At 56.6% G+C, this 17,841-nt stretch carries 22 protein-coding genes; 13 read left to right on the top strand and 9 right to left on the bottom strand.

Features of this window, described 5'->3' with window-relative positions; translation table 11 throughout:
* The first annotated feature begins 49 nt into the window (after positions 1 to 49).
* From CLV89_RS05015 to CLV89_RS04975, 9 genes are read left to right on the top strand one after another with little or no spacing between them, the layout of a single operon-like run.
* Positions 50 to 439, top strand: coding sequence for a FlgB family protein (locus tag CLV89_RS05015; RefSeq protein WP_207796886.1), 390 nt, complete (start codon positions 50 to 52; stop codon positions 437 to 439).
* A gap of 15 nt (positions 440 to 454) precedes the next feature.
* On the top strand, positions 455 to 847 hold the full coding sequence (gene flgC, locus CLV89_RS05010; protein WP_106162541.1) for a flagellar basal body rod protein FlgC: 393 nt from the start codon (positions 455 to 457) through the stop codon (positions 845 to 847).
* Between the two features lie 23 nt (positions 848 to 870).
* Positions 871 to 1,167, top strand: a complete 297-nt coding sequence (gene fliE, locus CLV89_RS05005; RefSeq protein ID WP_106162540.1) for a flagellar hook-basal body complex protein FliE — start codon at positions 871 to 873, stop codon at positions 1,165 to 1,167.
* A 3-nt stretch (positions 1,168 to 1,170) separates the two neighbouring features.
* Positions 1,171 to 1,446 (top strand): flagellar biosynthetic protein FliQ, encoded by a 276-nt coding sequence (locus CLV89_RS05000; protein ID WP_106162539.1) that lies wholly within the window; start codon positions 1,171 to 1,173, stop codon positions 1,444 to 1,446.
* Positions 1,446 to 2,162, top strand: coding sequence for a flagellar hook-basal body complex protein (locus CLV89_RS04995; protein ID WP_106162538.1), 717 nt, complete (start codon positions 1,446 to 1,448; stop codon positions 2,160 to 2,162). The genes CLV89_RS05000 and CLV89_RS04995 overlap by 1 nt, the downstream gene beginning before the upstream one ends.
* Before the next feature lie 9 nt (positions 2,163 to 2,171).
* Positions 2,172 to 2,957, top strand: a complete 786-nt coding sequence (flgG, locus tag CLV89_RS04990; RefSeq protein ID WP_106162537.1) for a flagellar basal-body rod protein FlgG — start codon at positions 2,172 to 2,174, stop codon at positions 2,955 to 2,957.
* Position 2,958: 1 nt separating this feature from the next.
* The gene (gene flgA, locus CLV89_RS04985; RefSeq protein WP_106162536.1) at positions 2,959 to 3,375 is read left to right on the top strand and encodes a flagellar basal body P-ring formation chaperone FlgA; all 417 of its coding nucleotides are present in this window, start codon (positions 2,959 to 2,961) and stop codon (positions 3,373 to 3,375) included.
* Entirely contained in the window at positions 3,375 to 4,112 is a 738-nt protein-coding gene (gene flgH, locus CLV89_RS04980) for a flagellar basal body L-ring protein FlgH (RefSeq protein WP_106162535.1), read from the top strand. Before flgA ends, flgH begins: the two co-directional genes overlap by 1 nt.
* Before the next feature lie 36 nt (positions 4,113 to 4,148).
* The gene (locus CLV89_RS04975) at positions 4,149 to 4,643 is read left to right on the top strand and encodes a flagellar basal body-associated protein FliL (protein ID WP_411052696.1); all 495 of its coding nucleotides are present in this window, start codon (positions 4,149 to 4,151) and stop codon (positions 4,641 to 4,643) included.
* 101 nt (positions 4,644 to 4,744) lie between these two features.
* Here the strand turns inward: CLV89_RS04975 and CLV89_RS04970 are convergent, their stop codons facing one another.
* The 9 genes from CLV89_RS04970 to CLV89_RS04930 all read right to left on the bottom strand — a co-directional run bounded on the left by CLV89_RS04970 (position 4,745) and on the right by CLV89_RS04930 (position 14,398).
* Positions 4,745 to 5,149, bottom strand: coding sequence for a hypothetical protein (locus CLV89_RS04970; protein WP_106162533.1), 405 nt, complete (start codon positions 5,147 to 5,149; stop codon positions 4,745 to 4,747).
* Complete coding sequence (gene flhB / locus CLV89_RS04965; RefSeq protein ID WP_106162532.1) at positions 5,146 to 6,237, bottom strand: flagellar type III secretion system protein FlhB; 1,092 nt, start codon at positions 6,235 to 6,237, stop codon at positions 5,146 to 5,148. Before flhB ends, CLV89_RS04970 begins: the two co-directional genes overlap by 4 nt.
* Positions 6,234 to 7,013, bottom strand: a complete 780-nt coding sequence (locus CLV89_RS04960) for a flagellar biosynthetic protein FliR (RefSeq protein ID WP_106162531.1) — start codon at positions 7,011 to 7,013, stop codon at positions 6,234 to 6,236. The genes flhB and CLV89_RS04960 overlap by 4 nt, the downstream gene beginning before the upstream one ends.
* A complete protein-coding gene (gene flhA / locus CLV89_RS04955) occupies positions 7,010 to 9,049 on the bottom strand; it encodes a flagellar biosynthesis protein FlhA (RefSeq protein WP_394804997.1) in 2,040 nt (679 codons plus the stop codon). The genes CLV89_RS04960 and flhA overlap by 4 nt, the downstream gene beginning before the upstream one ends.
* Positions 9,050 to 9,421: 372 nt before the next feature.
* Complete coding sequence (locus CLV89_RS04950) at positions 9,422 to 11,836, bottom strand: hypothetical protein (protein WP_106162529.1); 2,415 nt, start codon at positions 11,834 to 11,836, stop codon at positions 9,422 to 9,424.
* The gene (gene motA / locus CLV89_RS04945; protein ID WP_106162528.1) at positions 11,833 to 12,702 is read right to left on the bottom strand and encodes a flagellar motor stator protein MotA; all 870 of its coding nucleotides are present in this window, start codon (positions 12,700 to 12,702) and stop codon (positions 11,833 to 11,835) included. The genes CLV89_RS04950 and motA overlap by 4 nt, the downstream gene beginning before the upstream one ends.
* A gap of 74 nt (positions 12,703 to 12,776) precedes the next feature.
* Complete coding sequence (locus CLV89_RS04940) at positions 12,777 to 13,394, bottom strand: MotE family protein (RefSeq protein WP_106162527.1); 618 nt, start codon at positions 13,392 to 13,394, stop codon at positions 12,777 to 12,779.
* Positions 13,394 to 13,864: a hypothetical protein gene (locus CLV89_RS04935; RefSeq protein WP_106162526.1), complete on the bottom strand. Its 471-nt coding sequence runs from the start codon at positions 13,862 to 13,864 to the stop codon at positions 13,394 to 13,396. The genes CLV89_RS04940 and CLV89_RS04935 overlap by 1 nt, the downstream gene beginning before the upstream one ends.
* A 9-nt stretch (positions 13,865 to 13,873) precedes the next feature.
* Positions 13,874 to 14,398: a flagellar basal body-associated FliL family protein gene (locus tag CLV89_RS04930; RefSeq protein WP_106162525.1), complete on the bottom strand. Its 525-nt coding sequence runs from the start codon at positions 14,396 to 14,398 to the stop codon at positions 13,874 to 13,876.
* A 119-nt stretch (positions 14,399 to 14,517) separates the two neighbouring features.
* Between CLV89_RS04930 and fliF the strand changes: the two genes are divergently transcribed.
* Genes fliF through fliP form a run of 4 tightly spaced genes read left to right on the top strand, consistent with a single transcriptional unit; the run spans position 14,518 to position 17,819 of the window.
* Positions 14,518 to 16,194 (top strand): flagellar basal-body MS-ring/collar protein FliF, encoded by a 1,677-nt coding sequence (gene fliF, locus CLV89_RS04925; RefSeq protein ID WP_106162722.1) that lies wholly within the window; start codon positions 14,518 to 14,520, stop codon positions 16,192 to 16,194.
* The gene (locus CLV89_RS04920; protein ID WP_106162524.1) at positions 16,191 to 16,787 is read left to right on the top strand and encodes an ABC transporter ATP-binding protein; all 597 of its coding nucleotides are present in this window, start codon (positions 16,191 to 16,193) and stop codon (positions 16,785 to 16,787) included. The genes fliF and CLV89_RS04920 overlap by 4 nt, the downstream gene beginning before the upstream one ends.
* Positions 16,780 to 17,076, top strand: coding sequence for a FliM/FliN family flagellar motor switch protein (locus tag CLV89_RS04915; RefSeq protein WP_106162523.1), 297 nt, complete (start codon positions 16,780 to 16,782; stop codon positions 17,074 to 17,076). The genes CLV89_RS04920 and CLV89_RS04915 overlap by 8 nt, the downstream gene beginning before the upstream one ends.
* On the top strand, positions 17,073 to 17,819 hold the full coding sequence (gene fliP, locus CLV89_RS04910; RefSeq protein ID WP_106162522.1) for a flagellar type III secretion system pore protein FliP: 747 nt from the start codon (positions 17,073 to 17,075) through the stop codon (positions 17,817 to 17,819). Before CLV89_RS04915 ends, fliP begins: the two co-directional genes overlap by 4 nt.
* Positions 17,820 to 17,841 lie beyond the last annotated feature (22 nt).

Raw genomic sequence — 17,841 nt, 5'->3', positions numbered from 1 at the left:
AGGAATCAGGGTTAAGCCTTGATTGAAATTAATCGAGGGAGAAGCCCCGGTGTTCGAAAGACTGAATGTTTTTAACGTCGCATTTTCCATGGCGACACATGCAGGTAAGCGTCAGGCGCTTATCTCAGAGAATATCGCAAATGCGGATACCCCAGGGTATCACGCAAAGGATATCAAACCCTTCAAGGAAGTCTTTGCCGCTGGCGAAGCGCAGGGCGACATGATCGCCACACGCGGGTCGCATATCAACGGCGCCGACGGCTCTGGGTTCGATTGGGCGGTAACCACGAACGATTCGTCCGTGGACCCCAATAACAACTCCGTTTCGATCGAGGAACAAATCCTCAACGGGGTAGAAGCCAAGCGGCAGCATGACCGCGCATTGGCAATCTACCGTTCATCCATGAACATCCTGCGCGCCAGCCTTGGCCGCAGTTGAATCGGAGTATGAATCATGAATGAGTTTTCCAAATCCCTGGCAGTAACTGCCAGCGCACTGCGTGCTCAGGCAGCCCGTTTGACCCACGTCTCCGAGAATATCTCGAACGCGGATACGCCAGGCTATCGCCGCAAGACCGTTTCCTTTCAGGCCGTACGCGACCTGGAAACGGACGTGAGCCAGGTCAAGGTGGGCCGTGTCTCGCTGGACCGCAGTGAGTTGGATCAAATTTACGACCCTTCACACCCTTTGGCCGATGAAACTGGTCACTACGAAGGGTCCAACGTCGATCTGATGATCGAAGTCGCCGACGCGCGCGAAGCGCAGCGTACCTACGAAGCAAACTTGAAAATGTTCGATCAGACACGGCAAATGTCGTCCTCTCTGATGGACTTGTTGCGTCGCTAACCTGAACAGATTGGAGATCCAGAATGGATATTCGTTCACTTACCGCTACCTCCGGCTATGCCGCAGCCCGCCCTGCAACCAAGATCGACCCAAGCTACACGCCTGGTTCCATTCAGGAGCAGGCAAAAACCAGCTTTGAGGACTTCACCAACACACTGAACAACAGTGAACAGGTGTCCGTTCAGGCGATGACCGGTAATGCGGGGCCACATGCCATGGTCCAGGCGCTGGCGCAAACAGAGCTGGCCGTTGAGACAGCCGTAACCGTCCGCAACAAGGTCGTCGAAGCCTATCAAGAAATCCTCCGGATGCCGGTCTGAGCCATGATGAGCGAAGGCGTATTTTACGACACGCTGCGCCAGGCGATGCTGGCGGCGATCACCATGTCACTGCCAATCTTGGTTGTGGCCTTGGTGATCGGCCTCAGCGTTGGTCTGTTTCAAGCCCTGACCTCGATTCAGGAAATGACACTGACCTTCGTGCCGAAATTGGCGGGAATCCTCGTCGTATTCTGGCTCACCATGGGAATCATGACGCAAGCGCTCGTCGCGTTTTTTGACGGGCACGTCATTCCCCTCATTCATGGAGGAGGTCTTTAATGGGATCTATCGGTTACACCACCCTGTCACGCCAGTCGGGCCTTCTGAATGAAATTCAGGTCGTGGCCAACAACATCGCGAACTCGTCCACGACAGGCTACCGGTCTGAGGGGCTGATCTTTTCGGAGTACGTGAAATCTGCGCCGGGGCAGGAGAGCCTGTCTATGGGGCGTGCGAGCATTCGCAACACCTCGCTGGAGCAGGGCACGCTGAACCAGACCAACGGCAGCTTCGATCTTGCGATCGAGGGAGACGGGTTCTTTATGGTGGAAACACCTGCAGGCAACCGCCTGACCCGGGCCGGGAATTTCACCCCGAATGCCGAAGGCGACTTGGTAACAGCTGACGGCTATCGTGTTCTGGATGCCGGCCAAGCGCCCATGTTCGTGCCTGGCGATGCAGAAACCATCGCCTTCGGATCAGATGGTACACTCAGCGCAGACGGGCAACAGCTTGGCCAAATTGGGCTCTTCATGCCCGATGAGGAAGCGCAAATCCTGCGTGAAGATGGCGTGATGTTCCGCGTCGAGGGCGAGACGCTCCCGGCGGACGGCGCGCAGGTTCTGCAAGGGTTCCTCGAAGGCTCAAACGTGAGCACGATTAACCAGCTTGCCCGCATGATCGAAGTTCAGCGCGCCTATGAAATGGGCCAGAGCTTTCTCGACAATGAAGACAAGCGTATCCGCGCGGCAATCGACAATCTGATGAAATCATAGGAGATAATCATGCGTGCACTTCAAATTGCCGCCACGGGGATGAGCGCACAGCAGCTGCGTGTCGAAACGATCTCCAACAACCTCGCCAATATGAACACCACCGCCTACAACGCGCGACGCGCAGAGTTTGCCGATCTGCACTATCAGCAGGTTTCCCGCGCAGGCACCGTCAACGCATCGGATGGCACAGTTCTGCCAACCGGTGTTCAGGTTGGCCTGGGCGTACGGCCCTCTGCCGTGTCCATCTACCTGAACCAAGGCGCCCTATCGCAGACCGGGAATGACCTGGACCTGGCGATCGACGGCAACGGGTACTTTGAGGTCACTCTGCCTTCGGGCGAGACTGCATATACCCGTGACGGCTCCTTCAAACGTTCTGCCGAAGGACTGGTCGTGACCAACGACGGCTACCCCGTGTCACCCGAAATCACCGTTCCGGAGGATGCGACCTCCGTCTCCATCAACGCCGAAGGTGAGCTTTATGCCTACTTCAGCGATACGGTGGAAGCGGAACTACTTGGGCAATTCACCATCTCCGGTTTTACCAACCCCAAGGGGCTCGAAGCGGTCGGCGGCAATCTGTTTAAACAGACCGAAGCCTCCGGTCAGCCCACCACGACAGACCCGGGGTCAGATGGCGTCGGAACCTTGCGCCAGGGGTATCTGGAAGACAGTTCCGTCGATGCGGTACGCGAGATCACTGATCTGATCGAAGCCCAGCGCGGCTACGAGATGAACTCAAAGGTGATTTCCGCTGTTGACCAGATGATGTCGGCAACCACGCAGGTACGCTAACATGAGAATCCTGCTCATCCTTATCGGGATTGTCTTTGCCCACTCTGCACTGGCCGAAATCCTCGTGCCGGTTCGGACCATCCGGGCCAAGGAAATCATCGCGGCCGAAGATCTGGTGTTCAAGAACATCCAGTCTCCTGGCGCGCTGAGCAGCCCCGAGGAGGTCATCGGGCAGGAAGCGCGGATTGCGCTTTATGCGAGCCGCCCCATTCACGCTGGCGACATCGGGCCGCCGGCGCTCGTGGACCGCAACGATCTGGTGAAGCTCATCTTTCGTCACGGCGGTCTCGAAATCTCCACGGAGGGCCGCTCGCTTGGCCGCGGCGCGGAAGGCGAACTGATCCGTGTCATGAACTTATCCTCGCGCACCACGGTCACCGGCCGGATCAGGGCGGACGGAAATATTGAGGTAAATTGATGAAACCTATTCTCGCAGTCAAATGTGCAGTTCTCGGCCTGGGGCTCCTTGGCGGATGCGCGCGTCTTGACCATCTGGGCAAGCCGCCGAGCTTCACGCCAGCAAATGAAACCCAGGAACATGTCGCCATGCTTTACCAGGGTCTACCGCTGACCTCACAGCAGCAACGTGCGGTCGACAACGCCTCACTCTGGAGTGGCTCGCGCCAGTCTCTGCTCGGGGATCGTCGTGCAACCAAGAAAGGCGATATCCTTACGGTGGTGATAGAGATCGACGAGCAAGCCTCCATCTCCAACGACACTGAACGTTCCCGGAATTCGTCGGAAAGCATGCAAGTGCCTCAACTTCTGGGTCTGCCGCAGCGTCTCGACGACTCGCTTCCAGATGGAGCATCCAGCGCCGACCTGGTAGATTTGGGCAGCTCGTCTTCCTCCGGCGGCAGCGGATCCGTAAGCCGCAGCGAGAAGCTGGAGCTGCGTGTGGCGGCGACCGTTGTAGACGTGCTTCCAAACGGTGTTCTGGCGATCAGTGGCTCTCAGGAGCTGCGCGTGAACTTCGAGCTGCGCGAACTTTTGGTCTCCGGCTACGTGCGCCCGGATGATATCACCCGTCAAAACGAAGTCACCTATGACAAGATCGCCTCGGCGCGCGTGTCCTACGGTGGTCGCGGTCAAATTACCGACGTACAGCAACCCCGCTATGGCCAGCAGGTGCTGGACGCAGTCCTTCCTTTCTGAGGTACAAACATGTTGTCGAAACTGCTTCCCATACTCATGCTGGTGATCGGCATCGGCGGTGGCATAGGTGCGGGCATCATGCTCGCACCGCCCCCCGAAGATACGCAATCCGCCGACGGCGCCGAGGGTGAGGGCTCCAGCGAAAATCCAGAGATGGCGGCGGATGACAAGGCCGACGAAACCATGGCCGCTCAGGACGATGAGATACCGAACGATTTCATAAAGATCAAAAACCAGTTCGTGATCCCCGTCGTGGAGCGCGAACAGTTGACCTCGATGGTGGTTATCTCCCTCAGCCTTGAGACCAAGCCCGGAATGGCCGGCAAGGTACACTCATTCGAGCCCAAGCTGCGCGATGTCTTTCTGCGCGTGCTGTTCGATCACGCCAACATGGGTGGATTCCGCGGTGCTTTCACGCGTTCCGAGGTTCTCGATCCATTGCGCACCTCATTGCGTGAAGAGGCGCGGCGTTTTCTCGGCTCGGATCTGATCGATGTACTCATTCTGGAAATCACCCGCCAGGACGTCTGATCACAACCGCCTGCACCACTTAACAAGAGAGGCCGCCTTCAACTTCGAAGGCGGCCTCTCTTGGCATCTAGCTTTCTGCCAGGGCTGTTCCCAGGCCCGCCTCAGTCGAGGTTCATCAACCGATCAAACAGCATCTTGTTGCGACGTTCCTTGACATCCGATTTATGCTGATTTTCCATAGTCTCTACCGCATGTTTACGGCCGAAGGCGTGACGCAGCTTGTCCATTGCACGAAATTTCTGTGCCGTGACCTGAGCAAGGTCCTGGTTGATATCCCGGCGGGCATTGGTGTGCCATCTCTGCCATTGCAAATCGACACCGAGAGTCTTCATCTCATGGCTTTCGTCAATCAGGGACCTGGACTCTTCCACTTGCTGCTTCAACATTGCCAGCTTGCCGCGCAGCTGTGCCTCACGGTCAAGAATGGGTTTAACTTTGGCGTGTTCCCGCAGGTAAACGGCATTCGTCACCGCCTTCATCTGCGCAAGCATCTTGTCCTGTTTCATACGATACTCTCCTTCGCCTTCTTACGCATCTCTTCGGCAAAACGAACCGCAGCCGCCACTGGAGAGTAATGTTCCTCTGAAATTTCCTCACCGACCTCAACCGTTGCATAGAGCGCGCGTGCGGTTGGTGGATCACTGTGCAGCGGTACGCCATTCTCCTGCGCGATCTCGCGGATCATGGCAGCAACCTCGTCGACCCCTTTGGCAACGCACTCAGGCGCGCTACCCGCAACTCGGGTCCATTTCAGGGCCACCGCATAGTGCGTCGGGTTAACGATCACCACATCCGCATCGGGAACCGCGGCGGCAATCTGTTTGCTCACAATTTGACGCCCCTTCTGCTTGCGCTGGCCTTTCATGTGCGGGTCGCCCTCAGATTGCTTCATCTCATCCATGACATCCTTGCGCGACATCATGTTTTTCCGAATAAATTCAGATTGTTGAAATGATGCATCCACAAGACCGATCGCCAGGGCAATGATCAACGTCAGGATCAGGAACTCCATGGCAAGCTGTGCCAGGAATGGAACAACCGTAAACGGGCTGGTGCCCACAGATGCGATCATCTCGGGCAACCGCCAAGACAGGTAAACTCCCAGAGCAACAGAATACAGAACCAGCTTGAAGAAGCTCTTAGCAAATTCAAACAGGCCGGAGCGACCAAACTTGTTCTGGGCGTTCTTGATGATGGAGAGGCGCGAGAGCTTCGGTTCAATCCGCTTCGGGGCAAAGACCATGGCCTTTTGTGCAAACACCGCCAGCAACACAAGTGCCGCCGGGACAACAAACCACGACAGTATTGATCCAAACGCTGCAGATATGAACTCCCCCGCAATGGGGGAGGCACTGCCATCGCCGAAGAATACCGGGACCAGTCGATCAGGCTGGTCGATCATACTCATCAAGACGGTGCCGAGTTCTTCAATGGAAGACCGTCCGGCAGCGTAAAGCGCGATTAACAGACCCAGATATGAGGCCGCCTGCAGCAGGTCGTTCGACTTCGGGACATCGCCGTCCTGACGTGCCTTGCGCAGCTTTTCGGGCGTTGGTTCAAATGACTTGTCTGAGTCTTCGCTATCGTCGCTCATGGCATTCCAACACCCGGGTCTGCAAAGAACATCAACAGATTGCGCCCCCAGACCTGAAGCATCATCGGCGCGCCAATCATCAGGATCGACAAGCCACCAAACGTGATCACTGGTGCACCGACAAAAACCACCATCAGCTGTGGCATCGCACGATTGATGACTCCAAGCGTGAGGTTGTAGATCACTGCGGTGATCAGGAACGGTGCTGCCAGTGTGAACGCGATCGAAAACGTTTCCGACACGCGGTGAACTCCCCATTCCGATAGCCCCGAGGCATCCGGGAAGATACCAATGGGAAACAGATCATAGGACCTGATCATCAACTCTGCCGCGTGAATGTGAAAATCCAGCATGACCGCTACCGCTATGCCGGAGATCCACAAGACAGCACCAAGCGCCGGCATCGGATCGGCCCCTGCACCGCCTAGCACTTGGCTGAGAGAGGTACATTGAGCCGCAATCGACCCTGCGGTCTGCAACATATGCATGAACATCCGCAGCGCGACCCCAAGCGACAGCCCCACAACCGCCTCTGTCGCAACGAGCCCGGCGTACTGCATGGTCGATTGCGGCATCGGTATCTGGGGCAAAGTCGGGGCGACAATGGCCGTAAACACCAAACCTGAAACGAGTCGGATCTGAGTCGGGACGAGTTGTTCCCCAAACCCGAGCATGACCGCAGTCATTGCTCCGATGCGCAGGAACACAATGGCTCCTTGCCAGAACCCTGCACCGAAAAGTGCCAGCAATTCAGGAGTAATGCCTTCAAAATTCATGCCGCGACCATACCTACAAGTGCAGGACGGGCCTCCAATCCGATTTCCTCAAAGGACAATACCGGATTTTGAATACCGCGGGACCGCAGGATCGTGCGAAGATACCGGCGACGTCGCGTGGAGGTGACGATGGCGGCGAAGATACCCTGCTCGGTGACCTGATTGATCTTGTCGCTCATGGCATCAACAAGCTTGTTGAACGTGTCTGGCGGCAAGGCAATATCAAGGCCGGACTGGGTTTCAACCTGATAGGTGGTGAACGCATCTTCCCATTCAGGGGCCAGCTGTACCAGCGGAATGGTACCATCATCACGCTTCATTTCTGCCACCAGCTGAAAGCCGAGGCGTTGACGCACATGCTCTGTAATCAGCTCCGGCGACGTGGTTCGCATGCGCGCTTCGGCGATGGACTCAAGGATCAGCGGCATATTTCGGATCGACACGCGTTCTTCGAGCAGAAGGCGCAACACTGCGTGCAGAGTATCGATCGGCACCTTGTCCGGGATCAACTCGTCCAAAAGTTTCTTGTTGGCATTGGCGCGAAACTCATCTGTCAGATCCGTCATCTCGCGCAGCAAGCGGCGCAGAGCCTTGAGCGTGAACAGGCGCGGGAAGCTTTGTTTGACGACTTCCAGAAGATGCGTGGCAAGGATCTCCGGCGGTGACACCACAGTCGCCCCCATCAGGGCGGCGTCTTCTTGATGCTTGGTCGAAATCCAGCGAGCGGGCGCACCGTAGACGGGCTCTGTCACATCTGTTCCGGACGGCAACGCGGCATGATTATCTGGCATCAATGCCAAAACCATATCCGGATGCAGCGTACCGCGTGCTTGCTCAACCCCCTGAATACGAACGACATAGGTTCCGTTCTCCAGTTCGGCCTCATCCGTCAGGCGGATTTCCGGCAAAATCAAACCAAAGGTCGTGGCTACATGCGTGCGCATATTCGCAATGCGTGCGTCCAGTCCGGTTCCGGGATCAAGAACCATCGATACCAAATCTTGGGAAAACTCCAGATGCAGGTCATCGAGGTCCAGAATATCACCAAGCGCCTTGGCTTTTTCGGGCGACTGGACCTCCTCGACTTTCGCATCCAGCTCCGACTGTTCGGTCTCGGCATTCTTCTTCTGGACGCGGTAGGCAAGGTACCCAAGGAGAGCGCCACCGGTGATGAATGGAATAAACGGCAAACCCGGAACCAGAGCGAAGAGGATCATCAGCACGGATACTGCGGCGATCGCCCCTGGATACTTGGCAAACTGAGAGAAAATCGCGGTGTCTGTGGCACCGGTTGCACCGCCCCGTGCCAGCAGAAGCGCGGCTGCGATAGAGATGATCACCGATGGGATCTGCGAGACGAGACCGTCCCCAACGGTCAGGATCGCGTAGGTTTCAAAAGCAGTCCCGATCGGCATGCCGTGGATCAGAACCCCCATCAACAGACCAACAATCAGGTTCAGCAGAGTAATGAGAAGACCCGCGACTGCATCGCCTTTCACAAATTTCGACGCGCCATCGAGGGAGCCGAAGAATGTGGTTTCACGCTGTTCGGTCTCCCGGCGTTCCTTGGCTGTGGCGTGATCGATCGCACCCGCAGACACGTCGCTGTCAATCGCGAGCTGTTTACCAGGCATCCCATCGAGCGCGAAGCGCGCGCCAACTTCCGCCATGCGCGCTGCACCCTTTGTGATGACCATGAAATTCACGATCAGCAGAACCCCGAAGACCACGAGCCCGAGAAAGACACTGCCGCCCATCACGAAGTTCGCAAACCCCTCGATCACATTGCCGGCCGCATCCGTACCGGTGTGGCCTTGTCCGATGATCAGCTTGGTCGATGACACATTCAAGGACAGGCGCAGCATCAAGGATGCGAGGAGGATCGTCGGAAACGACGAAAAATCCAAAGGTCTCTCGATGAAGAGGGTCACTGTGAATATGAGGATCGCAAGTGCGAACGAAGTGGCAAGCCCCACGTCCAACACCCACGCCGGCATTGGCAAGATCATCATCACGATGATCGCCATAAGCGCCATCGCTAGAAGGATCGTCGGGCTGAAAAGCTCTTTGATTGACAGATTCGGCACGAGTTTTTCTCTTATATGAAAGCGATCAGGATCGGCCCGGCAGTACCGGTCGGAAGATAGGGAGATCCGCTGAGACTGGCGATGATCCATCGCGAAAACGCCAAAAACCGCGCCAGCAGGGGAGCCCCTTGCCGCACGGTCAAAAAATGCCGGGATCGTTGCCCGGTTGCTGTCGTCTTTTTCACTGGCATTTTGCCTGTTCCAAATGAGGATTCTTCCCTGTCCTCACGGTAGGCCGACATGCTTTACAAAATGTTATCAGGCGAAGCGAAATGGCCGTCCTCCGGGACGGCCATGCCAATGCAAAATGAAAGGTATACCCTATTCTTCTTCAGGCGCAGTTCGCTCAACCTGGCGAAGCAGTTCCTCGATCGACGTCCGCGCCCCGGCGCTGCTCTCGATCAGCGCACGTGCTTCTGCCAGTGGGGGCATGCCCTGCGGTTCCTGGACTGCTGTGTCAATCTGCTTGGTCAGATCTGCAACTGCACGGAAAGGGGCGGCTTCCTCATCCAATGCTTCCGCTGCGTCCAGATCCTCAGACAACCAAAACCCACGTGCGGCTTCGTTCAAATCCTGTGCGGACACCATATACTGGCTCGCCCGTTCATACTCCTTATTACGCCACAGGGCCTCGGCCCGCATACGATCTGCTTGCTGTCCTTCGAGCCCCATCAACTCAACCAGAGCCCGCTGAGGCTGATCCATTTGGAGATGTGCTTCAGCACTCATCATGCGACGTTCGTTATTCTGCGGCTCCAGGCTCATTTTAACCAACAACATTTCTGCTTGCTCGGCAAACCCCAGATCAAGCAACCGGCGGGCCACCATATCGCCCACTTGGCCTGCACGCGTCGCACCCGCCTCTTCTGCAAAAATCAACGCGTACTTTAGAAAGGTTACGTCGTCAGCATTCTCTGTCAGCAACGTCATCAAAGGTACATTGGCCGCATTTCTGGCATTGGTGCCATCGCGTTGTTCCAAAACGGACACTTGCTGGAAAGCCCTGTCAAAGTCGCCCGTTAACGCCAAAGCAGTCACCTCAGCTAGACGCAATTCGGCACCGAGCGCGGAATGACGGTTCTCCAGTTCGTAAGAGGCCGTCAGGTCCGGAACATCCGGTGTCAAAGCGCGACGTTCCGCATAGCTCAGCTTGATAAGGTCGATGAGCGCTTTAGGCGTATTCTGACTCTGCTCTGCGACTTCCTCGTTGAGATTGCGGACCACTTCATCTGTATCACCTTCTAACTCAGCGATCGCGGCCTCGGCGAGATTGCGGTCCGGGACCGCTTCAATACCCGTGCGGTCCACAGATCGCAGAGCCGCTTTTGCGACGCTTGGATCGCCAGCATCTGCAAAAAACGTGCTTAGGCGTGGGCCCAGCTGCACCCGAAGATGCGCTGGAAGGCGTGCGAATGCCTGCTGAATTGCGTCAGTATTCGCGCTTTTCTTGACCAGCCCATCTGATAGCGCAGCCCAGAAAGCAGCGTCACCGTTGCAGGTCTGCTGTCCCGAGAAAATCGTGTTCACGGGCATGTCGGAAGCATCGAGAATCTTGGCCATCGTCATCATCACTTCACGAGAGCGCGGGTTCAAGTCTCGTTCGGACAGAAGCCCCAATGCTGCTATCGCCTCAGCTCCGAAGCCAAAATACAGATACGTTCGTGTCAACTTCAGCGCTGCATCACGATTCACCTCGTCAAATTCACCAAGAACCTTGTTCCGTAACTCTCCGATCTGTTCAGCGAACGGTGTTTCGTCGCCCCATTTGTTAATCGCTATTTCTCTATCCGCGATACAATGCGTATCAACATTCTCATCCCCTGCGCCGGTCGCGAACAATCCTGTTTCGCGATCAATCGCTGATGTGACCGAAATGTTGTCCAACGGGTTGAGAGGACGGTTGCCATTATCCAGAGGATTAAGTTGCTGGGTCTCCTGCGTCTCAGCGTTGGGCTGTAGGAGCCCTTGGTTACTGGCACGCCCGATTTGCTGCAGGATGCGCGCCTCGGTGTCATTCACCATGGCAGCCCGCTGACTTTCGTCGAAATCCATTAGAAGGCTGGCATTCGCATCCAAAGGTTTGGGTTCGGATTTACCATCTTTGTTTTTTTCGGCGGGAGGTTTTGCCTCAGCAAGCGCGCTCTCGGCTGTGGGCCCCGCCTCTTCCGCGTCACGAAGCGGCAGTTCCAATGGCCCGGTGTGCAGCGGTTGCTGCTTTGAAGAACCGAATGCCTGCTCGACCGCGTCCTCGAGATTCAGTGCGACCCGCGCGCTGGCCAAGTTCTGGCGCTCCAGATTAAAACTGTAGCCCTCCCCCGACGTCGGGAATGTCAGTGGCAGACTTGCTCTATCAGACGGTTCCGCTAATGAAAGTGGACGCCCCTCACGCACGTCTACAACGAGATAACCATCCGACTGCTGATAATAGTCGACGCTACATTCACAACCCAGATCAATTCGCAGCGGCTGGCCTGGGCCGGACTGTCTGATGTCTTGAATGCGGGTGCGGGGGATGAGATCGAATACGCCACGCGTATTGAACACTGCCGTCGGAGATCCGACGTTGATGGTGGCAATGCGATCACTTTGCGTCAGAGACCATTCTACCCCATCAGGGATTCGCATTACGAGCCGGGAAAAGTCTTCGTGTTCACCCGAGCGCGTTACGATGGTTTGTGCTTCTGCATATCCGGCGACCACTACTGCGGTCGCCAATGCGATTGCTCGCGAAATCATGCTGCGTCCTGTTTCACCGAATTCAAGGCTTCCTCCAGCTCGGAGAACCCGGGCCGGATGTGGGAAGGCGTATTCTGACGCCCCACTTCAATGCAGATGGCGGCGGCGTGGTTGTGAAGGTTCGCCACCAGAACCTCTCGGATCAGCTGATAGAAATGCGCGTCTTCCTCGACGACAGATTTCACCTTGCCAGCGAAGGGTGCGACCAGACCGTAGGACAGGAAAACCCCAAGGAAAGTCCCGACGAGCGCGCCACCAATCATCTTGCCAAGGACTTCAGGCGGCTGATCGATAGACGCCATCGTCTTGATCACCCCGAGAACAGCGGCCACAATGCCCAGCGCGGGCAGACCGTCGGCCATGGTTTGCAACGCATGACTTGAATGCAACGCATGATGCAGGTTGGCGTCGATCCGCTTTTCCAGAACCTCTTCGACCTGATGCGGGTCATCGTAGTTCATGGAGGCAGAGCGCATGGTGTCACTAATCAGATTTACGGCTTCTTTATCCGCCAGGATCTTGGGATATTTTCCAAATACGGAGGAATTCTCCGGATCCTCGATATGCTGTTCCACCTCGACTGGATTCGCTCGGGCGATGCGGATGAGAGCGAATAGCAAGCACAGCAGATCTTTGTAGTCATCCGGCTTCCATTTAGGCCCCTTAAAGACCTTACCCATGTCCTTAAGCGTATGTTTTACACCACTCATGTCATTGCTGATCAGGAAAGCCCCGATAGCCGCGCCACCAATCATCATCATCTCAAAAGGAAGAGACTTGATGATGATGCCCAGCTTCCCGCCTGCAAGCAGGTAGCCACCGAACACCATGACAAAGATCACAACGATCCCCACAATCCCGATCATAGGTAAGCTCCAAATTCTATCACTGCTTGGAAGGTAGATGAGTCTTGTTAAGAAAGACTGAGTGAGGGCCCAAGTTATTCCTTGGGCACCTCACCATTTCGCCCGGCCAGTACCACGCTGATTGTGTAGGCCGCCTCTGGGCTGAGACCGGCCATGACGCCAGCAGCCGCCTCGGGCCGCATACGTGCCAGGAATCCAGCAGCAAAGGTCGGGTCCATTTCCTCGAACAATGCAGCCGCTTCCTTTGGCTTCATCTGCTCGTAAACACTGGTCAGCTTGGTGACATCCTGTTCGGCGGCACCATCGGCAAGCGCGAGAGTGGCCAGAAGCTTTTCCTCTGCCTGCTGCAAGTCCGTAAGCTTCTTGTTGATCGCCTGATCGGCGATCTCGAGTGCTCGCATACGATCTTCTAGCTCCGCCTCCCGCTCATTCAGCAAGGTTTCACGTTTCTTGAAGGCCGCAAGCATGGCTTGCATCTCTGCCGAATCGGGGACCGTGGAGCGGCCTCCACCAGCCGTTGGCACGTTTGACCCGTCGTCTGAAGATTGCATCTCGGAAACTTCAAGCGCGATGGCCGGGGCCGCTTCAAGAGCGATTCGAACCGCCGCTGACCCCATCAGGAAAATCGCCAACAGCATCAACGTACCGCGCTTAGCCTTTTCCATTCTCTTGGATTTTTCAGCCTTCGCCATCACGCTACCCGATTTTGATTCCGGTTATGACGCACGAACATCAGACCAGAAGGCTTTGCTTCTTCCTGAGGCTCCGACTGGACGGCATCTGCAGCCGCGTCGTCCTGTGCATCAGCCTCATAAGCTTCTGCAAGCGCGTCATTTTCTTCGGTCGTCGCTGCCGCTTGAGACGCCGGTTCCTGCTGTGGCGCGATATCATGCATCGACGCCATCATCAGTTCCAGCTTGTGCGATACGGATTCGGCCCGGCCAGTCAATTGTTCCAGCGCCTGGCTAGATCCATCCGACATCTTGCGCGCTGCGACCAACGACTTGTTCAGATCATCCACTTGCGACGAGAGCACCGCCACCGCGCCTCCGACCCCTTTTTCGAGATCGTTGAAGCGTTTCAGTCGGCGCGATAGCACCAGGCAATAAAACCCGGCACCCAGTGCTCCGGCCGCAAGCAGGATATCAGCTATAAGTTCCATCCTGTCCTCCTAGTTGAGTACGAAATCCATGATCAGCAGATCACGCACGCGGCCTTGACCGGTCGCGATGTTGATCCGCCGTAGCATCTGTGCCCGCAGTTTCGGCAGGGCCATCGGATCTGTCATATCCTCAAGCTCCAGCGCCCGCAGGTAGCTGTTCAGAACGTCGACAACTCTGGGGAGGACTTTTTCAACCTCGACCTGATCGGCCTGATTGACCTCGAGTTGAGCGCGGAACCGAAGTTGCTGAACGCCACTGGCTTTGTTCAGCGTGATTACGATCGGTTCCATTTCGATAAAGGCAAGGTTGGCGATCTCTCCCGCCGTCTCACCCTTGTCTACGCCTTCTGGCGCCTCTTTGGTGGCATGGGCAACTTCCGACCCAGCCTTATCTCCAAAAGGAAGAAGGCCCGACTGAACGGCATAAAAACCGCCCCCTGCACCGGCGAGTCCAAGTACGAGCCCTATGATAAGGGGCATCTTACTCTTCTTGGCCGGTCCATCTGTTCCTACATCAGCTACAGCGTCTGTCATGGCTATCCCTAAAACGTCGTGCACCCCGTTCATAACCCGACAGGAACTAACCGAATGTTAAGGCCAATCGGAGAAAAGGGTTGCAGGCCGGAGAGAACGCCGGTGCGACGGAGGTTAATGTGCAGCAGATCAAGAATGTCTGGGCAGGTTTGGATACGCGGAAGCGGTTGATGGCAATCGGGGCGACTCTCGCCGTGATCTTCACCTTCTTCCTCATGTCCATGGTGGCGAATAAGCCATCCATGCAACTACTATATGCCGGGCTCGAGAGCAGCTCGGCCGGAGATGTCGTCAGCGCGCTCGAACAAAGCGCTGTCGACTATGAAATACGCGGCGGGTCGATCTACGTTCCGTCGAATAAACGCGATGAACTGCGAATGACCCTGGCCAGCCAGGGTTTGCCAGCAAATGGCGGCAAAGGGTACGAGCTACTCGATTCGCTCAGCGGGTTCGGGACCACCTCGCAAATGTTTGACGCTGCCTATTGGCGCGCGAAAGAAGGCGAATTGGCCCGCACCATTGTGGCGAACCCTCATGTTAGTCAGGCGCGAGTTCATATTGCCAACACCGGGAGCAACCCGTTCCAACGAACAATCGAACCCACGGCTTCTGTATCGGTGACGCCGATGGGGACACCGGTCACACCAGCGCAGGCCAACGCGATTCGCTTTCTCGTGGCCTCTGCTGTTGCCGGGCTTGCGGTGGATAACGTGGCAGTTATCGACGCCAATGGCGCCCTGATCGGATCGCCTGAAGCAGCTGCGGCGGCTGGCGCGGGCACTGACGATCGATCTCAGACCCTGCGCGAACGTGTTCTGCGCCTGGTGGAGGCGCGCGTCGGACATGGCAATGCCGTTGTCGAAATCAGCGTGGAGACGGTGACTGATACCGAATCGATCCGTGAAAAGCGGATCGACCCGGAAAGCCGTGTCGCGATCAGTACCGATGTCGAGGAACGTACCGACTCCTCGCAGAATCAGGCCGGCGAAGTCACCGTGGCATCGAATATTCCCGATGGTGATGCGGGTACTGGTGAAGGATCGCGTGCCAACACCAACGCCACCCGTGAGCGGGTCAATTACGAAGTGTCCGAAACCGAAAAGGAAATCGTACGCGGTCCTGGCGCGATAAAACGCCTGACCGTCGCGGTTCTGGTCAACGGTGTCACAACCGAAATCGCCGAGGGTCAGACTGAATTCCAGCCCCGCCCTGAAGAAGAGCTCGAAGCACTGCGCGAGTTGATTTCTTCTGCGGTTGGGTTCGATCCGAATCGCGGCGACGTGATCACGTTGAAGTCCATGGATCTGCCGAATGTAGAACCCGAAGGAACAGCAGTCACGGCATCCTTCTTCGACAATCTGTATTTTGACGTGATGTCGATCATCCAGATGGCCGCACTTGCGCTGGTTGCCCTGATCCTTGGTCTGTTCGTGGTGCGTCCGATCCTCGCAGGAAATGGCGCGTCGGTTCGGTCTCTTGCCGCACCGGACGGGTCAACTGTGGACGGTGGCCTGCCAGAGCTGCCGCATATGGCAGGAGGTGATGCCAACTTCATGACCAACCCCGATCTAGGCGCCAACATTGCGCTTGATGGGGAAATCGACAGCGGCGGTCAGGGTGGTTTCGAGCCCATGGGCGAGCTACCGGGCATGGGCGACGGGCTCAACAGCTTTGGCGGCGGCATGAGCGCCGATCCCGTGGATCGTCTGCGATCGATGATCGGCGACCGCCAGGAAGAAACCGTGCAAATCCTGCGCGGGTGGCTGGAAGAAAACAATGAGGAGCGTGCCGGATGACAATTGCACATCTTCTGGAGGACTTTGGCGTCAAAACTCCCGTCGAGCCTGTCAGCAACTTTTCCGAAGAAGTCGTCGAAGAAGCAAAGCTGGTCTCCTTTGAAAAAGGCTACACGGCGGGCTGGGATGACGCGATCGATGCCAAGGACAAGGAAGTCACCAATGTTTCTGCGACCCTTGCCAGTTCGCTCGAAGATCTGAGCTTCACCTATCATGAGGCTCAGTCGCAGCTGATGGAATCGCTAGATCCGATGTTCAAGGTCCTGACCTCGGCCATCCTTCCCGACACGATGGCGGCGACCTTCGGCCACCACATCATCGACCATCTCAATGAAATGGCCAAAAGCCGGATCAATGAACCGATGGAGGTCGTTGCCGCGGCCGGAGAAGGGACTGCCATCCGGGCGCTGCTTGGTGACGAAACATCCCTCGATGTCCGCGTGCGCGAAGATGCAAATCTCAATGCAGGGCAGGCCCAACTTCGGGTTGGGCAGAGCGAACGTGAACTGAACTCCGAGGCACTCATCGAATCCATCCGCGAGTCGATCGATGCCTTCTCCTATCAATTCAAAGAGGAAAGCCACTATGGATGAGTCTGGCGAACTGAACCCGAAATCCGCCGATGCCTCCAATCCGTTTGTCTCGGTCCCGGTGGAGGTGATCGTGTCAGTTGGCAAGGCGCGCCCTCTGATTCGCGACCTTGTGAACCTCGGTGAAAACGCGATTTTGACTTTGGACAAGAAGGTCGAAGATCCCGTGGACCTTTATGTCGGAGACCGTCTGGTGGCGCGCGGTCAACTGGAAGAAATGGAAGGCGATCAGGCCGGCCAGCTGGCCGTACGTTTGACAGAAATTGCAGATCTGCAAAGCGGGCTGGGATGACACGGAAATTTATCGCTCTGGGAGCGCTGGCGGTCTTTGTACTGCTGGCGCAACCTCAGGCAGCGCTGGCTCAAGAATTGAGCCTTAACCTCGCGGATGGACAGTCGATTTCGGCCCGAACCATCCAGCTCATCCTTTTGATCACTGTGCTCAGCGTTGCGCCGGGCCTCCTGGTCATGCTCACCTGTTTTCCATTCCTGATTACGGTTCTGTCGATCTTACGTCAGGGTATCGGTCTACAGCAGGCCCCGCCGAACATGCTGATGATCAGCTTGGCGATGTTCCTGACCTATTTCGTGATGGAACCGGTGTTTACCGAAGCCTGGGAGACCGGAATCGCCCCGCTGATTGATGAGGAGCTCGAAGTCGTGCCGGCGCTGGAACGCGCCGTTCAACCCTTTCGGGTCTTCATGGCCAACAGGCTCGATGCTGACACCTACTACGCCATCGCCGATCTCAGACCGGCTACGGAGGGCACGGACCCCTCGCCCGACTCGTCACTTTCGGTACTTATCCCAAGCTTCATGCTCTCGGAAATCACCCGAGCCTTCCAAATCGGCTTCTTGGTGTTTCTGCCGTTCCTGGTTATCGATCTTGTAACGGCCGCTGTCCTAATGTCGATGGGCATGATGATGGTGCCGCCAGCACTCGTCTCTCTTCCGTTCAAACTAGCGTTTTTCGTTGTCGCTGACGGTTGGAGCCTGATCGCGAGCGCTCTGGTCCGGAGCTATTATCCAGGCTGACGCAATCCCAACACCTCGAAAC

This window comes from Tritonibacter scottomollicae (assembly GCF_003003215.1).
In the GTDB taxonomy this organism is placed as follows: Bacteria; Pseudomonadota; Alphaproteobacteria; order Rhodobacterales; family Rhodobacteraceae; genus Epibacterium; species Epibacterium scottomollicae.
Note: the sequence above shows the minus strand (reverse complement) of the source record. Positions and strands in the feature narration are given on the sequence as shown.

Coding starts and splice junctions, on each gene's coding strand:
- CLV89_RS05000 (WP_106162539.1), top strand. CDS start 1,171: ATGATGAGCGAAGGCGTATTTTACGACACGCTGCGCCAGGCGATGCTG.
- flhB (WP_106162532.1), bottom strand. CDS start 6,237: ATGAGCGACGATAGCGAAGACTCAGACAAGTCATTTGAACCAACGCCC.
- CLV89_RS04975 (WP_411052696.1), top strand. CDS start 4,149: ATGCTGGTGATCGGCATCGGCGGTGGCATAGGTGCGGGCATCATGCTC.
- flhA (WP_394804997.1), bottom strand. CDS start 9,049: ATGGCGCTTATGGCGATCATCGTGATGATGATCTTGCCAATGCCGGCG.
- CLV89_RS04930 (WP_106162525.1), bottom strand. CDS start 14,398: ATGACAGACGCTGTAGCTGATGTAGGAACAGATGGACCGGCCAAGAAG.
- CLV89_RS04920 (WP_106162524.1), top strand. CDS start 16,191: ATGACAATTGCACATCTTCTGGAGGACTTTGGCGTCAAAACTCCCGTC.
- CLV89_RS04970 (WP_106162533.1), bottom strand. CDS start 5,149: ATGAAACAGGACAAGATGCTTGCGCAGATGAAGGCGGTGACGAATGCC.
- fliP (WP_106162522.1), top strand. CDS start 17,073: ATGACACGGAAATTTATCGCTCTGGGAGCGCTGGCGGTCTTTGTACTG.
- flgG (WP_106162537.1), top strand. CDS start 2,172: ATGCGTGCACTTCAAATTGCCGCCACGGGGATGAGCGCACAGCAGCTG.
- fliE (WP_106162540.1), top strand. CDS start 871: ATGGATATTCGTTCACTTACCGCTACCTCCGGCTATGCCGCAGCCCGC.
- flgA (WP_106162536.1), top strand. CDS start 2,959: ATGAGAATCCTGCTCATCCTTATCGGGATTGTCTTTGCCCACTCTGCA.
- CLV89_RS04995 (WP_106162538.1), top strand. CDS start 1,446: ATGGGATCTATCGGTTACACCACCCTGTCACGCCAGTCGGGCCTTCTG.
- CLV89_RS04915 (WP_106162523.1), top strand. CDS start 16,780: ATGGATGAGTCTGGCGAACTGAACCCGAAATCCGCCGATGCCTCCAAT.
- motA (WP_106162528.1), bottom strand. CDS start 12,702: ATGATCGGGATTGTGGGGATCGTTGTGATCTTTGTCATGGTGTTCGGT.
- flgH (WP_106162535.1), top strand. CDS start 3,375: ATGAAACCTATTCTCGCAGTCAAATGTGCAGTTCTCGGCCTGGGGCTC.
- flgC (WP_106162541.1), top strand. CDS start 455: ATGAATGAGTTTTCCAAATCCCTGGCAGTAACTGCCAGCGCACTGCGT.
- CLV89_RS04935 (WP_106162526.1), bottom strand. CDS start 13,864: ATGGAACTTATAGCTGATATCCTGCTTGCGGCCGGAGCACTGGGTGCC.
- CLV89_RS04950 (WP_106162529.1), bottom strand. CDS start 11,836: ATGATTTCGCGAGCAATCGCATTGGCGACCGCAGTAGTGGTCGCCGGA.
- CLV89_RS04960 (WP_106162531.1), bottom strand. CDS start 7,013: ATGAATTTTGAAGGCATTACTCCTGAATTGCTGGCACTTTTCGGTGCA.
- CLV89_RS04940 (WP_106162527.1), bottom strand. CDS start 13,394: ATGGCGAAGGCTGAAAAATCCAAGAGAATGGAAAAGGCTAAGCGCGGT.